Source organism: Chryseobacterium oryctis, assembly GCF_025971925.1.
Taxonomy (GTDB): domain Bacteria; phylum Bacteroidota; class Bacteroidia; order Flavobacteriales; family Weeksellaceae; genus Chryseobacterium; species Chryseobacterium oryctis.
Genome location: NZ_JAPDHV010000002.1, coordinates 587,970 through 602,472 on the forward strand (window position 1 = coordinate 587,970; position 14,503 = coordinate 602,472).

General features: G+C 34.4%; 14 protein-coding genes. 6 read left to right on the plus strand and 8 right to left on the minus strand.

The window, feature by feature from the left end; genetic code table 11:
• The first annotated feature begins 137 nt into the window (after positions 1–137).
• Positions 138–497 carry a helix-turn-helix domain-containing protein gene (locus OH806_RS06520; protein ID WP_264742861.1) on the plus strand — a complete coding sequence of 120 codons (360 nt, stop codon included), beginning with the start codon at positions 138–140 and terminating at the stop codon, positions 495–497.
• A 65-nt stretch (positions 498–562) separates the two neighbouring features.
• On the opposite strand, the gene OH806_RS06525 is transcribed toward OH806_RS06520, so the two are convergent.
• The 8 genes from OH806_RS06525 to OH806_RS06560 all read right to left on the minus strand — a co-directional run bounded on the left by OH806_RS06525 (position 563) and on the right by OH806_RS06560 (position 9,431).
• Positions 563–1,330, minus strand: coding sequence for a sulfite exporter TauE/SafE family protein (locus OH806_RS06525; RefSeq protein ID WP_264742862.1), 768 nt, complete (start codon positions 1,328–1,330; stop codon positions 563–565).
• The gene (locus OH806_RS06530; RefSeq protein ID WP_264742863.1) at positions 1,321–1,773 is read right to left on the minus strand and encodes a FixH family protein; all 453 of its coding nucleotides are present in this window, start codon (positions 1,771–1,773) and stop codon (positions 1,321–1,323) included. Before OH806_RS06530 ends, OH806_RS06525 begins: the two co-directional genes overlap by 10 nt.
• A gap of 10 nt (positions 1,774–1,783) precedes the next feature.
• Entirely contained in the window at positions 1,784–3,238 is a 1,455-nt protein-coding gene (ccoG, locus tag OH806_RS06535) for a cytochrome c oxidase accessory protein CcoG (RefSeq protein WP_264742864.1), read from the minus strand.
• 100 nt (positions 3,239–3,338) lie between these two features.
• The gene (locus OH806_RS06540; protein ID WP_264742865.1) at positions 3,339–4,217 is read right to left on the minus strand and encodes a c-type cytochrome; all 879 of its coding nucleotides are present in this window, start codon (positions 4,215–4,217) and stop codon (positions 3,339–3,341) included.
• Between the two features lie 10 nt (positions 4,218–4,227).
• Positions 4,228–4,425 carry a cbb3-type cytochrome oxidase subunit 3 gene (locus OH806_RS06545; protein WP_264742866.1) on the minus strand — a complete coding sequence of 66 codons (198 nt, stop codon included), beginning with the start codon at positions 4,423–4,425 and terminating at the stop codon, positions 4,228–4,230.
• Between the two features lie 22 nt (positions 4,426–4,447).
• Positions 4,448–6,709 (minus strand): cytochrome-c oxidase, cbb3-type subunit I, encoded by a 2,262-nt coding sequence (gene ccoN, locus OH806_RS06550; protein WP_264742867.1) that lies wholly within the window; start codon positions 6,707–6,709, stop codon positions 4,448–4,450.
• Positions 6,710–6,739: 30 nt separating this feature from the next.
• Positions 6,740–6,943, minus strand: coding sequence for a cbb3-type cytochrome oxidase assembly protein CcoS (gene ccoS, locus OH806_RS06555; RefSeq protein ID WP_264742868.1), 204 nt, complete (start codon positions 6,941–6,943; stop codon positions 6,740–6,742).
• A 109-nt stretch (positions 6,944–7,052) separates the two neighbouring features.
• Positions 7,053–9,431 carry a heavy metal translocating P-type ATPase gene (locus OH806_RS06560; protein WP_264742869.1) on the minus strand — a complete coding sequence of 793 codons (2,379 nt, stop codon included), beginning with the start codon at positions 9,429–9,431 and terminating at the stop codon, positions 7,053–7,055.
• Positions 9,432–9,521: 90 nt separating this feature from the next.
• On the opposite strand from OH806_RS06560, the gene OH806_RS06565 reads away from it, so the two are divergent.
• From OH806_RS06565 to OH806_RS06585, 5 genes are all read left to right on the plus strand, one after another.
• On the plus strand, positions 9,522–10,235 hold the full coding sequence (locus OH806_RS06565) for a Crp/Fnr family transcriptional regulator (RefSeq protein WP_264742870.1): 714 nt from the start codon (positions 9,522–9,524) through the stop codon (positions 10,233–10,235).
• Positions 10,236–10,296: 61 nt separating this feature from the next.
• Complete coding sequence (panB, locus tag OH806_RS06570) at positions 10,297–11,112, plus strand: 3-methyl-2-oxobutanoate hydroxymethyltransferase (protein ID WP_264742871.1); 816 nt, start codon at positions 10,297–10,299, stop codon at positions 11,110–11,112.
• 6 nt (positions 11,113–11,118) lie between these two features.
• Entirely contained in the window at positions 11,119–11,442 is a 324-nt protein-coding gene (locus tag OH806_RS06575; RefSeq protein ID WP_264742872.1) for a hypothetical protein, read from the plus strand.
• Positions 11,443–11,444: 2 nt separating this feature from the next.
• A complete protein-coding gene (locus tag OH806_RS06580) occupies positions 11,445–12,122 on the plus strand; it encodes an RluA family pseudouridine synthase (protein ID WP_264742873.1) in 678 nt (225 codons plus the stop codon).
• Positions 12,123–12,435: 313 nt separating this feature from the next.
• Positions 12,436–14,490: an Ig-like domain-containing protein gene (locus OH806_RS06585; RefSeq protein ID WP_264742874.1), complete on the plus strand. Its 2,055-nt coding sequence runs from the start codon at positions 12,436–12,438 to the stop codon at positions 14,488–14,490.
• The last annotated feature ends 13 nt before the right edge of the window (positions 14,491–14,503 follow it).

Consider the following 14,503-nt stretch of genomic DNA (forward strand, 5'->3'; position numbering starts at 1 on the left):
CATTTGGTGTTTTTAATTTGTTAAATATAATATTTTTTCTTTAATCACAATCATGTGATTATCTTTTAGCAAAACTAATTGTAATTCTGTCTTTTTATTAACAAAATATTGCTATTTTTGAGCAAAATAATGCTAAAATGAGTATAGGAAGCAAAGTAAGAAAGTACAGAGAAGCCAAAGGCTTATCTCAGGAAGATTTGGCTTTTCGCCTTGATGTGGCACAAACCACGATCTCCAGTATAGAGTCTGATAAAAGTGTTCCTAATTCTATACTTCTTAATAAAATAGCTCAGGAACTGGATGTCAATATTAATGATATTTTGGATGAAGGAAATACCCAAATTAATAATATAGAAAGAAATGAAGGGGTAATAAGTTTTGATACTAATACAGTTAATATGCTTTCAGAAAAACTTATAGAACAATACGAAGAGCGCATAAAAGAACTGAAGGAGCAGGTAGAATTTTGGAAGCATAAAGCGGGAGAAAGCAAATAAATTTTTATAAAAAACTAAACAAATCCCATCGAAAATTTCGGTGGGGTTTGTTTTATCTTAAATTGTTAATGACAATTGGTATTGTTGTGTTGATGTGTTTTGTGGTCTCCCGGTAAATGACAGTCTCCTTGGTTATCATTAGAGATTTTCATTGCTTCGGCCCTTGGAGAAATATAAGGAATACCCAGCTCAAGACCTCTTACAATAAATAATGCCCCCAAAACAATCATAACAACAGGAATAACTTTTAAAACTTTTATTCTGAAAGATTGGTTGATAAGATTTCCTACCAAAACTACAGCAAACATAAAAGGAAAAGTTCCTAATCCAAATAATGCCATATAAACAGCACCCTGCCAAATTCCACCGCTTGCTAAGCTGGCTGTAAGAGCCATGTAAACCATTCCGCAAGGTAAAAATCCGTTTAATAAACCAGTAGTAAATCTTGAGCGATAATCTGCCTTTTGAAGTAGTCTTCCTAAATTTGATTTTACTGAGAAAAGAAATTTAGAAAAAAAAGGAATTCTTGAGGCAAAATCTTTTCCTCCAAACGAAAAAACAGCCATAATAATTAATAAAACTCCAACGGCAATTGTCAAATATTTCTGAAACCCAGCCATCTCAAAACCTTCACCAATAATTCCTAAAATTGCTCCTAAAAGTGAGTAGGTGATTATTCTTCCGAATTGATAGGTAAGATTTTGAAGATAATAATTGGTAGCCTGTTGTTTCGTTAATCCCATCGACAGGGCAATAGGTCCGCACATTCCGATACAATGAAATCCGGAAGCAAAGCCTAAGCCGATAGCCGATAAAATAAGTGCTATTTCCATATCACATCATAATCCATTCTATAGTCTGTTTTGTCTTTAGTCCACATCAATCTCAGTGTATAATTACCAAGTTTTAGTACTTTTGCCGGAATTAGAAATGATTGATTGGCATCCAGCTGCTCAGTTTTTTTAATATCTAAATTTTGGTCGTCGGTTCTGTTTAAAACAAACTTTACCGTTACGTTAGAATTGTTATAATCTTTAGGGAAAGTTATTCTAATCCCTTCTTTACTTTGGTTGTATATTGGTTTTTCCTGAAGTTCGTCAGCTCTTTTTTTAGCATCAATTACATCCTGATATTGCAATTCCTCTTCATAATAATTTTCTGTAACCATTTCCGAGTTTTTCTGTCCGTTCGGGAAGAAAAATAACATTGATAAAATGAATATTATAAAAGCTAATAATGCAACTACAACACCGTGTCCCCAACTAAAGTTTTTCATTTGTAAAATTTTAAAATTGTAATTTGAATGGCCCTTCAAAATATGTCTGATAAGAATCTACTAGTTTCCCCTTCATATCATAAACACCAATAGTGATATTCTGTTTAGACAGTTTCATTTCATTTTCCGGGAAGCTAATATTGATAGTTCCTTTTGTAATTTTATCTCTTTCTACAGTTATTTTGCTTGATGCGCTATAAGTAATCTCTCCGTGAGCGGGGTCAAGAACTTTTATGGTAACGATTTTCTTTTCGTTGGTTTTATTTAAGAAAGTATAATTATAAGTGTTTGTAATTTTACCTTCTTTCACAAAAAATGTACTTCCTGCAGGTTTTATGAATTTAGCTTCCATTTCTCCACGATTGTAAAGAAGATAGCCTAAGAATCCTACCAAAAGAACAAGAACTACAGCGAACCCTTTCATTCTTCCCGTAAACTTGAATTGAGTCTGCTTTTCAATTTCGTTTTCAGTTGCGTATCTTATTAAACCTTTCGGAAGACCTACTTTTTCCATTACTTCATCACAGGCATCAATACAGGCTGTACAGTTTACACATTCAAGCTGTTGACCATCTCTGATATCAATACCTGTAGGACAAACCACAACACATTGATTACAATCAATACAATCTCCCTTTCCTGCAGCCTTTCTGTCTTCGCCTTTTCTCCATTTTGATCTGTTTTCACCTCTTTTAAAGTCATAGAAAACATTGATAGTATCTTTATCAATTAATACCCCTTGCAATCTACCATATGGACAAACCAGAGTACAAACCTGCTCTCTGAACCACGCAAATACAAAATAAAATGCAGCAGTAAAAAGAATCATTACCATGAAATTGGTCGGGTTGGCAAAAGGTCCTTGTGATACAATGCTGAATACTTCCTTATATCCCACAATATACATGAACATAAAGTGAGTGATAATTAAAGAAATAAGAATGTAGATTGACCATTTTAAGCCTCTTTTCCAGATCTTCTCACTATTCCACTCTTGTTTATCCAGCTTCATTTGCTTATTTCTGTCACCTTCAATAGCATATTCTATTTTACGGAAAATCATTTCTAGGAAAATTGTCTGAGGGCATATCCATCCGCAGAAAATTCTACCGAAAGCAATCGTAAAAACGATAATAAATATTAAAGATGCAATAGCACCTAAAGTGAGAATAAAAAAGTCTTGTGGATAGAAAGGCTGTCCGAAAATGAAAAACTCTCTATCAATAACATTGAATAAGATTAAGGGATTGCCATTAATTTTTATAAATGGTATAATAAAATAAACTAGTAGTAAAATGTAGCTTACAATGTTTCTGTAGTTGGTATACTTTCCTTTGGGTTTCTTGGGATAAACCCATTTTCTCTTACCAGATTGATCCATTGTCCCTATAGAATCTCTGTAACTTTCAGGATCCAGAACCTGTCCCTGTCCGCCGCGTACTTCTTTTTCTTCTATTTCTGACATTTTATTAAGGTGTTTAAAAAAAGAAAAACATAATTAGTTACTAGATTTTAATTTAATAACAAATTATGTTTTTCATATGATTTCTATTTTTCTTTTTTAGTTATTCCTTTTCCCAATGAGCTTCAGTACCATAAGCTGGTGCTCCCCCTTGAGCCGGAGTAATTGGAGGTTGCTCTTGGTTGATATGATAAACATAAGCTGCTACATTCTGAATATCACGACCGGTAAGAACTCCGTTTTTACCCCAAGCCTGCATTGCAGTTCCTGTAACACCATTGTCTACAACATGGAATATATTTTTGAATAATTTCTTTTCAGGTTGGTTATTCCAGAAGTTATCAGTTAGGTTTGGTCCAATACCTCCTTTACCTCCTTCTGAGTGACAAGAAACACAGTTTGTTTTAAATACCTCTTCTCCAGCAGCAATATTGTCTGCTAAAAATTCAGCTGTTTCTATCGTTACAGGAGGTTGAGTTTTTTCGAACTCTGCAATACTTGCTATTTGTTCTTTATATTCCTGGTCATATTCAGAAATTGGGTGTGCAAAGTCTGTGAAAGAGAATGCGGCAACATATACAATACAGAAAACAGTTCCAAACCAGAATAAACCTAGCCACCATTTTGGTAACTGATTATCCAACTCCATAATTCCGTCGAAACCATGGTCGATAAGGATATCTTTTTCTTCAGTAGCAGATTGTTTTTTAAATGCTGCATTATATTGTCGTCTTAAGAAAGGGATTTTCTTTTCTGCTAAATATGATGCTTTTTCTTCTTCAGATAACTTTTTGAATTTATTGTTTTCAATTAAATCTCCAATTGCACTATGGATATATGCAAGGATAGAAGCTATTACTACCGTTCCCCAGAAATAAGGAGAACTAAAAAACGCATAACTTTGTACAAACAAATAATAAAAAACGATTAAAAGTCCGATTATTATTAAGATGTTTACAACAACAGGTGTTCTTTGTTTCATAATAAATAGTTTAATTTTTTAAATTAAAATCATCCTGATCGTCCCCAAGCGGAGCTTCCTCTTCTTCTTTATAATATTTTTTAGGTCTGCTAAAAACATATATTACTAAAGCGACGAAGAACAGCATAAAGAATATCAAAGCCAGAGTTTGGTAGAAACCAGCATTTTCTGTATTTGATAATATATCTTTAAAATTTTGAGGAATCATATGATGAGCCTTTTAATGTTTATTAGTTATTACTTGCTGTTTGAATTTCAGTTGTTTTGATATCTGTACCCAATCTTTGAAGGTAAGAAATAAGAGCAATAATTTCTTTTTTCTCTAATTCCCCTTGAGGTCTCTTAGCATATTCTTGTTTTAAGTCATTTGCTTCAGAGAAAATATCTTTTACGATTTTTGCAGCTTGGTTATCTGCCCATTTATTAGCAGAATCAATTTCTGCTTTTGTATAGGGTACATCAAATGCATTTTTCATCAACTTCATTTTGTCAACCATCTGATCTCTATTTAAGTCAGAAGAAATTAACCAAGGATAACGAGGCATGATAGAACCTGCAGATGTTGATCTTGGATTATACATGTGCTTGTAATGCCAAGAACTTGGGTTTTTACCCCCTTCTCTATGCAAATCCGGTCCTGTTCTTTTAGAACCCCATAAGAATGGTCTGTCATAAACAAACTCACCTGCTTTAGAATATTGACCATTTTTACCGTTGAATCTTACGATTTCGTCACGGAAAGGTCTAACCATTTGTGAGTGACAAGCATTACATCCTTCACGAATATAGATATCTCTTCCTTCTAATTCTAAAGGAGAATATGGTTTTACCGCTGATATTGTTGGTACACTTTTCTTAAGAGATAGAGTTGGTATAATTTCTACCATACTACCAACAGAAATAGTAAGTAAAGATAAAATCCCCATTAGCAAAGGCATTCTTTCTAACCAAAGGTGAGCACCTTCTCCTTCTTTACGCTTATTGCTGATATTAGCTAATGCTGGTGCTTCTGCAGGAACCTCTTTTTGGAATGAACCTCTTCTTGCAGTTGCAACAACGTTAATAACCATTAAGATTGCACCAGAAAGATAGAATAAACCTCCTACGAATCTCATTTTGAAGTAAGGAATGATAGCTGTAACAGTATCCAACCAGTTTTTCCACAATAATGTTCCGTCTGGGTTGAATTGCTTCCACATTAACCCTTGAGTAAATCCTGAGATATACATTGGTACTGCATAGAAAATAATTCCTAAAGTTCCTAACCAGAAATGCCAGTTAGCTAATTTTACAGACCAAAGTTTTGTTCTCCACATAATTGGTACTAAATAATAGATCACACCAAATGCCATGAAACCATTCCATCCAAGTGCACCTAAGTGTACGTGACCGATTACCCAGTCTGTAAAGTGACCAATCTTGTTAATGCTTTTTGTAGCTAAAAGCGGACCTTCAAAAGTTGCCATACCATAACAAGTAACAGCTACTACGAAGAATTTAAGAATAGGATTTTCTCTTACTTTATCCCAAGCTCCTCTTAATGTAAGAAGTCCGTTTAGCATACCTCCCCAAGATGGGGCAATAAGCATGATTGAGAAACCTGTTCCTACAGCCTGAGCCCAAGCCGGAAGAGCAGTATATTGAAGGTGGTGAGGACCAGCCCAAATATATACGAAAATTAATGACCAGAAGTGGATGATTGACAGTTTGTATGAGAATACAGGTCTATCTGCCGCTTTTGGCAAGAAGTAATACATCAAACCTAAAACCGGAGTTGTTAATACGAATGCTACTGCATTGTGACCGTACCACCATTGTACTATGGCGTCTTTTACTCCAGCATAAGCTGAATATGATTTCCATCCCGTGAAAGATAATGGAACTTCTAAGTTGTTGAAGATGTGTAGCATTGCAACCGCAATCCAAGTTCCGATGTAGAACCAGATAGCTACATATAAGTGTCTTACTCTTCTTTTGGCAATAGTTAAGAACATGTTGATACCGAAAATCACCCAAGAAATAGTAATCAAAATATCAATTGGCCATTCGTGTTCTGCATATTCTTTAGAAGTATTAATACCCATAAAGAATGTAATAACTACAGCCACGATCATGATTTGCCATGTCCAGAAGTGAACCCAAGATAATGTATCGCTGTACATTCTTGTTTTCAATAATCTTTGTAATGAGTAATAAACACCGGTATAAACGATATTACATACGAAAGCAAAGATTACACTACTTGTGTGCAACATTCTAATTCTACCAAAACCAAATGCACCATGTGTGTTTATTAAGCCTTGAATATTACCTGATGCCATACTTTTAATTGTTGTGTCATCAGTTCCGAATAAAAATTCAGGTAATTCAGGGTAGAAAAGCATTAATGCTGCGGTAAGCCCAAACAAGAACCCTACGATTCCAAAAACTATGGTCGCGTAAAGGAATGCCCGAACAATACTGTTGTCATAACTAAACTTTTGTGTTTCCATATCAACTATTCACTTTTTTCTTCAATTTTATTATTTTTCTCCTTTTTCTTTTTCGTCGTCTTTTTCGTCGCCCGTTCCTTTCTCTTCCTTCACTTCATCGGAGTCAAAAAGAATTCTTACAGCTGGAGATTCATCATCTTCAAACTGTCCTTTCTTGGCATTGACTATAAAAACGACCAAGAAAACAGCAGCTAAAGAAACGCTGCAAAGGATCATTAAATATAGAATATCCATTGGACAACAAAATTAACCTATTTTCGGGGTTCAAATTTAGTGAAAAATAATGACATTCATCACGAATTATGGGTTTCACTTAATTTAAAACCAGTCTAAATAAGGGTGTTTAAGTACCTTTTTTAAAGTATTTTCTTTCCAATATCCACGTTGAAAGTGTAGTGAATGAAACTACCGTGATTGAGCTTGCTGGCATGATTAATGCTGCGAAAAGAGGATGCATGTGTCCTGTAACTGCGTAACTTAAGCCAATGATATTGTACAAGAAACTTATGATGAATGTAATTTTTACAATCGTGATTGAACCTTTACAAACATTTAAGTACCTGTCTAAAGTTCCCACTTTTTCTCCGTTCATGATAACATCGGAAGATGGGGTGAAGCTATTGGAATCATCAGCAATTGCAATTCCTACATTACTTTGTTTCAGAGCTCCGGCATCATTTAGTCCGTCACCTAGCATGGCTACTTTTAAATTTTGATCCTGAAGGTTTTTTATGTAATTCAGTTTGTCTTCTGGGTTTTGATTGAAGGCCATTCCTGTATAATTTGGAATTAACTCTTTCAATTGATTTTCTTCCGAAGAATTATCTCCGCTTAGGATAAATACTTTGTAATTGGTTAGTTTTTTGAACAAAGTTTTAAGGTTTTCACGATATTCATTCTTGAAAATAAACTTACCTAAGAATTCATTGTTTTTGCTAATGTATACTGCTGTTTCAAGATTTTTTGATTCCTGATTATTGTACTTTGCAGAGCCTATTTTGTAAAGATTTCCTCTTACGTTTGCTTCATATCCTTTTCCTGAGATTTCCAGAAAATTTTCAACTGGGAAATAGTCATCATTTACTTCTATAAACTCATAAAGAGATTTGGAAAGTGGGTGATTGGAATTTTTTAATAAAGTTTTGATATTCAGTAAATCAAATTCGTTTATTTCCGCTCCTTCATATTTTATGTTGGATTTTTTTCTATGCGTAATAGTTCCTGTTTTATCAAAAACGATAGTGTCAAGTTTAGCTATTTTTTCAATAGTTAATGTGTCTTTTACATAGAATTTGTTTCGCCCTAAAATCCTCATAATGTGTCCGAAAGTGAATGGTGCGGAAAGGGCCAATGCACAAGGACATGCAATAATTAGAATAGCAGAAATTACCTGAAACATTTTCTCTAAGTCAATGAAAGACCAATATATTCCAGAGATTAGTGCTATGCCTAAAATTATGAATGTGAAGTATTTACTAATGTGGTTTGTAAGTGTGTCAAGTCCTGTTTCGTGTTTTTTGAAGGCTTCTTTATTCCAAAGCTGTGTAAGGTAGCTTTGGTCTACGTTTTTGATGACTTCAAGTTCAAGAGATGAGCCAATTTGTTTTCCTCCGGCGAAAATTTTATCACCAGGTTTTTTACTGATACTTACGCTTTCACCAGTGATGAAACTATTATCAATATTTCCTTCACCATTAATAAGTATTGCGTCAACAGGGATGATTTCCTGATTTCTTACAAGAATTCTGTCGCCAACTTTTATTTCGGATAATAGAATATTGTTTTGTTTTCCTTCGAAATCAACCTTTGTTACAGCAATCGGGTAGAACGATTTATAGTCGCGGTCGTAAGAAAGAGCACTATAGGTTCTTTTTTGGAAGATTTTCCCTAAAAGCATGAAGAATAAAAGTCCGCACAATGTATCAAAATATCCGGGACCATAATCGGTTAGAATTTCATAAACACTTCGTCCGAACAAAACAAGAATCCCTAAAACGATCGGGACGTCAATGTTTACGATTTTATTTTTCAATCCATACCAAGCTGATTTGTAATAATCTGATGCAGAATAAAATACAACCGGAATTGCTAAAATGCACATTAATAATCTAAAAAGACCTTTGTAATGCTCCATCCAATAATCTTCACCGCCTACATATTCAGGAAATGTAAGAAACATTCCGTTTCCGAAAGCAAAAGCAGCTATTGCGAATTTTATAAGGAGTGATTTATCAAGGTGATCTATGTTTTTATCAGCGGTTTCAAGGCTAATAACAGGTTTATAGCCTAAATTTGTTAAAAAATTAGCTAATTCGCTTAATTTTAAATTGTTATGGTTGAAAGAAACTTGTAAGGTCTTTCTTGTGAAATTAACCTGGGAATATTTGATTTCTTTATTAATTGTATGTAGACTTTCTAGAAGCCAAATGCAAGAAGAACAATGTATTACGGGGATTTTGAACGTGATTAAACTCGTGTTTCCTTCTGAGAAATCAGTGACTTTTTCAAAAATTTCCGGAGTGTCTAAATAATCGAATTGTGTAGAGTTTTCATCATTTGGACGAATTCCGGCTCTTTTATTTAGTTCGTAAAAGTTACTTAAGTTGTTGATATTGAGTATCTCGTAGACGGATTTGCAACCGTTGCAACAGAAAGTTTTTTCATCAAACAAAATTCTCTCTTTTTCGATACCTTGACCACAATGAAAACAGTTCTCGCTCACCCTCATAAATTATTGAACTACAAAATTATAACAATTTTTTTTGTTTATCGTGTTAAAAAGTTCTATTTTTGTGATAAATGTCATATAAACATGTCGCAGGAACAACAGATTGCAATTGAAGAGAGGTTTGCCAGAGTTTTTAATGATAAATCATTTAAAGAAAGACTTTCTAGCACAGATTATGAAAAATATGCTAATGCAAAAAAGAAGCTGAGTTTTCAGAAGCATGATACTATTTTCGAAGATGGTGAAACTCCAAAAGGGGTTTTTGTTTTAGAAAAAGGAGCTGCTAAACTGTCAAAGTCGGGTGCTTTTGGTAAAGATCAGATTTTAAGATTTATTAAAGAAGGGGATATCATTGGGTATCGTTCACTACTTTGTGGTGAAAATTTTCAGGCAAAGGCAGAGGCAATGACAGATATTGAGGCTACTTTTTTGCCGGCAGATATTTTCATGTATCTTTTAGAAGTTGATTCTCAGTTGGCTTTTGTAATGCTTCAGAAAATTTCTTATGAGTTAGGAGAGTCTTCAAATACAATTACTTTCTTGGCTCAAAAAACTGTTAGAGAAAGGCTTGCCGAAATCTTACTGCTTTTGGAGCAGAAATTAGGTGTAGATCCAGAAGGATTCATTAAAATTTCTTTAACAAGAGAAGAAATTGCCAACATCATAGGAACTGCAACAGAAAGTGCAATTCGCTTGATTTCCGAGTTTAAAGGAGATAATCTCATTGAGGTAGACGGAAGAAATATAAAAATTCTGAATCACGATAAATTAATGAAACTAGGTCACGTAGTTTTGTAAAAATCATAAAAATATAAGTCGGCAACTAGCCGACTTTTTAACTTTATAAAAATAGATAATTATGTCTGTTCACTCTGAAATTAAAAAAGTTACGACTGAAACCTTGCGTAAAATGAAATTCGACAAGGAAAAAATAACAATGCTTACGGCGTACGACTTTACAACAGCGAAAATGGTAGATGCGGGAGGTGTTGATGCTGTATTGATAGGTGATTCTGCGGCAAATGTCATGGCTGGTTTTGAAACTACTTTGCCGATTACATTAGATCAAATGATTTATCACTCCCAAAGTGTTGTTCGAGGAATTGATAGGGCTTTGGTTGTAGCTGATTTACCTTTCGGAACTTATCAGAGTAATCCTGAAAAAGCACTGGAATCTGCTGTAAGAATGATGAAAGAAGGAGGTGCCCATGCTGTGAAAATTGAAGGAGGAAAAGAAATTTCAAAATCAATTAAAAAAATTATCAATGCAGGAATTCCTGTAATGGGACATTTGGGTCTGACTCCTCAGTCAATCTACAAATTTGGAACTTACAAAGTGAGAGCAAAAGAAGAAGCTGAGGCTGAAAAATTAATTGCTGATGCACAGCTTTTGGAAGAATTAGGCTGCTTTTCTGTTGTATTAGAAAAAATTCCTTCAGATTTGGCTAAAAAAGTATCTGAGTCAATTTCAATCCCAACAATTGGAATTGGAGCAGGACCTCATTGTGACGGACAGGTTTTGGTGTATCATGATATGGTTGGGATGAATAAGGGTTTCAGTCCTAAATTTTTAAGAAGATATTTAGACCTTTATACTGAAATCACGGGAGCGGTTGCTGAATATGTGAAGGATGTAAAAAGTGTGAATTTCCCGAATGAAAATGAAAGTTATTAAAAGAAGATGAATAATTCACAATCAATACAAGGAATTTTATCAATTGCAGCTTTACTTTGTCTTGCAGCGGGATGGTTTAATTTTTTTTCACCTGAAATAAGTGAGCTTCTTTCAAAAAAGATTTTTTATATTCTTATTGGAGTTAGCTTTTTTTTACAAGCACCGACTTTAACGAATAAAAACTTTACATATGCAATGTATGCAGCGGCTGTGGTTTGTGTGGTTGGAGCTTTTCTACCTGCAGAATCAAAATTTGCGTCATTGAAAACAGTTGGCTTATTGGCAGGTATTATTTTGTCGTTTTCAAAAAGACCGAACTATCGTCAGTAAATATGGAAGAACAGATTGTTTATGAGGATAATCATCTTCTGGTTATTAATAAAAAAGTAGGTCAGCTTGTACAGGGAGATAAAACCGGTGATGAATCTTTATTAGAATCAATTAAAAAATTCATAAAAAAAAGAGATGATAAACCCGGAAATGTTTTTCTTGGGCTAGTTCATCGCATTGATAGGCCAACTTCAGGGTTGGTAATTTATGCTAAGACCTCCAAAGCTCTTTCCCGTTTGACTCAAATGGTTAAAAACCGCGAAATTAAAAAAACATATTGGGCGGTTGTTTCAAAAGAATTGATACCTCAAACCCAAAGGCTGGTGCATTATCTAAAGAAAAATGAAAAAAATAACAAAGCAATTGTTTTTCCGAAAGCAACAGATGGAGCTAAAGAGGCGATTTTGACATACAAGATCATCAAGAGTTTAGATAATTATCTTCTTCTGGAAATTGATTTAGAAACAGGAAGGCATCATCAAATTAGAGCTCAGTTGTCAAAAACGGGAGTTCCTATCAAGGGAGATTTGAAATATGGTTCGTCACGGTCAAATCCTGATGGAGGAATTAATCTTCATGCCCGAAAATTGGAGTTTATTCACCCTGTTACCAAAGAAAAAGTTGAAATTATAGCATCGGTTCCTAAAAACGATAGTGTTTGGAGAGCTTGTGAAGAATAAATCCTACATATTAATGTGGGATTTTTTCTATTCATATTGTTTAGAAAATGAAGACTTCGCTAAATCATCTCTTAATTATTAAAAATACACTTTCGGTTATCTGTATGGTTCTTTATAATGAGCTTTCAAAAAGTGGAGTTATTTCTTTTTATGAATAATTCTTCTAAAAGAGATTTAAAAATTATATTTCGGTTTTGTTTAGTATTTGATAGTCTTTTGTGGGTTAAGGTAAATTTTCTTCACTTAGAATAAAAAAATATTGTTTTATTGAAAAAAGTTATATCTTAGGAGGGTTAATTTTTAATCCAATTCTATGATCCAATTTTACAAACTTTTTTCGTTAAGAAAAAAGAGAAAAAGTTTATTTAAAAATGTGTTATTAGGGATTGGGATTTTCATTGGGAATTCCAACTCTATAGAAGCACAAGTTAATAATTATGGTTTTGCCCAATCTGTGGGTACTTTTACACCTATAACGGGAGGAACTATTTTAGAAACAGCAACAGGTACTTCGGGATTTGAAAGTTTGTATCAAGTAAATCCGTATGATGTGTCATTACCATTTAATTTTAATTATAACGGTGCTGTTTATTCAAGTATCAAAGTCTCTTCTAACGGGTATATTACTTTTGGAGCAACTGCGCCAGGAATTTCTAATACTGCACCCATATCATCAGATGAAGCTTATTCAGGTGCTATTTCTATTTTTGGTAAAGGTATAAATACATTTGCTAACTTAGGAGGAGTTACCGGAGATATCAGAACTGATGTTGTAGGGACTGCGCCTAATAGGGAAATGGTTATTCAATGGACGAATTTTAGACCGGCTTACAGTACCTCTACCACATCTGCTTATGCGTTTTCTTTCCAGATCAGATTGAAGGAAACAAGTAATGTTATTGATATGGTGTATAATAACGGAGCATTTGTTATAGGTTCTACTAATGTTTCCGGTAGTGTTCAGGTAGGTCTTCGTGGAGCGTCTGAATTAGATTATTATACTCGATTAAATGCAAGTACGGTAGCATTTACCAGCTCTACTCCGGGAACGGCTAATTCAAGTACACAGTATGTGAGTACTTCATCTACTTCTGCAGCAGGAATGCCTCCGACAGGGTTTACTTATACGTGGTCTCCACCTACCTGTTTTGCTCCAACTTTGACGACTGCTTCGTCCACTCCTAATTCCATAACAATCAACTGGAATGCTCCAACATCGATGCCAAGTAGCTATGATGTATATTATAGTACTTCTAATATTGCACCAACGAGTGTAACAGCTCCTACCCATACTAATATTACCGGAACATCATTAACGATTGATTTGTTAGCCCCAGCAACTATGTATTATGCTTGGGTACGATCTAATTGTGGAACAGGAAATGTGAGTGGTTGGACTGCAGCTCATTTGTATGTTTCAACACTTTGTCAGCCTCCGGCAATATTAACTACGGTTGGAACTACGGTTTGTCCTAATAGTGCGGCAACTTTGTCTGCTACAGCGGAGACAAATGCCAATATAAATTGGTATGACGCAGCAGTAGGAGGGAATCTTCTTGCAACGGGAAATGCCTATACTACTCCATCTCTAAGTACTACCACAAACTATTGGGTAGCGGCTTCAAATCTTGGTACAACCAAAAATGTTGGACCAACCACACCGGAGAGTTTAGGAACTAATGCTAGTGCAAATACAGCTTGGGATTTGCTATTTACAGTAAACACACCTCTAACATTAAAAACAGTTGATGTGTTTTCAGGAACAGCAAACCGATCTGGAACAATTGAAATTCTTGATACGGCATCCGGAATGCCAGTTGGTATAATTCCTTTTGTAACAGCGGGTTTGGGGAGTTCAACACCGCAGACGATAACGTTAAATGTATATTTGCCAGCGGGTAATTATGCGATGAGAAGAAAGGGGAATGCAAATCTTTTCAGAAATTCAGTAGGAGCTACTTTTCCATACTCTACACCTGAATTGGTAATTACTGGGACAACCTTTACAAGTTATCCTGCATATTATTTTTATTTTTATAATTTAAGCTTTGAGAGTGGTTGTGGGGAGTCTCCACGTCAGCAAGTTACTGCTACTGTAGATGCGGGAGCTTGTTTAGGAACTTCTGAAATTAAAGAAAGAGAGAGTTTGAAAGTATATCCTAATCCATTCAAAGATGTGGTAACAATTACAAATATTGAAAAAGTAAAATCAATCCAGGTTCTTGATGCTTCAGGAAGAGCTGTTAAAACTATTGATGGTTTATCATCTAAAGAGATTTATTTAGGAGATTTAAAGTCTGGGTTATATATTCTTAATTTGATAATGAAGGATGGAAGTATTAGTAATGTAAAGGCAATCAAAAAATAATATTTAATAGAAT

Excerpts from the sequence above, each read along its gene's own strand:
- OH806_RS06520 (WP_264742861.1), top strand. The coding sequence starts at position 138 with ATGAGTATAGGAAGCAAAGTAAGAAAGTACAGAGAAGCCAAAGGCTTA.
- OH806_RS06525 (WP_264742862.1), bottom strand. The coding sequence starts at position 1,330 with ATGGAAATAGCACTTATTTTATCGGCTATCGGCTTAGGCTTTGCTTCC.
- OH806_RS06530 (WP_264742863.1), bottom strand. The coding sequence starts at position 1,773 with ATGAAAAACTTTAGTTGGGGACACGGTGTTGTAGTTGCATTATTAGCT.
- ccoG (WP_264742864.1), bottom strand. The coding sequence starts at position 3,238 with ATGTCAGAAATAGAAGAAAAAGAAGTACGCGGCGGACAGGGACAGGTT.
- OH806_RS06540 (WP_264742865.1), bottom strand. The coding sequence starts at position 4,217 with ATGAAACAAAGAACACCTGTTGTTGTAAACATCTTAATAATAATCGGA.
- OH806_RS06545 (WP_264742866.1), bottom strand. The coding sequence starts at position 4,425 with ATGATTCCTCAAAATTTTAAAGATATATTATCAAATACAGAAAATGCT.
- ccoN (WP_264742867.1), bottom strand. The coding sequence starts at position 6,709 with ATGGAAACACAAAAGTTTAGTTATGACAACAGTATTGTTCGGGCATTC.
- ccoS (WP_264742868.1), bottom strand. The coding sequence starts at position 6,943 with ATGGATATTCTATATTTAATGATCCTTTGCAGCGTTTCTTTAGCTGCT.
- OH806_RS06565 (WP_264742870.1), top strand. The coding sequence starts at position 9,522 with ATGTCGCAGGAACAACAGATTGCAATTGAAGAGAGGTTTGCCAGAGTT.
- panB (WP_264742871.1), top strand. The coding sequence starts at position 10,297 with ATGTCTGTTCACTCTGAAATTAAAAAAGTTACGACTGAAACCTTGCGT.
- OH806_RS06575 (WP_264742872.1), top strand. The coding sequence starts at position 11,119 with ATGAATAATTCACAATCAATACAAGGAATTTTATCAATTGCAGCTTTA.
- OH806_RS06580 (WP_264742873.1), top strand. The coding sequence starts at position 11,445 with ATGGAAGAACAGATTGTTTATGAGGATAATCATCTTCTGGTTATTAAT.
- OH806_RS06585 (WP_264742874.1), top strand. The coding sequence starts at position 12,436 with ATGATCCAATTTTACAAACTTTTTTCGTTAAGAAAAAAGAGAAAAAGT.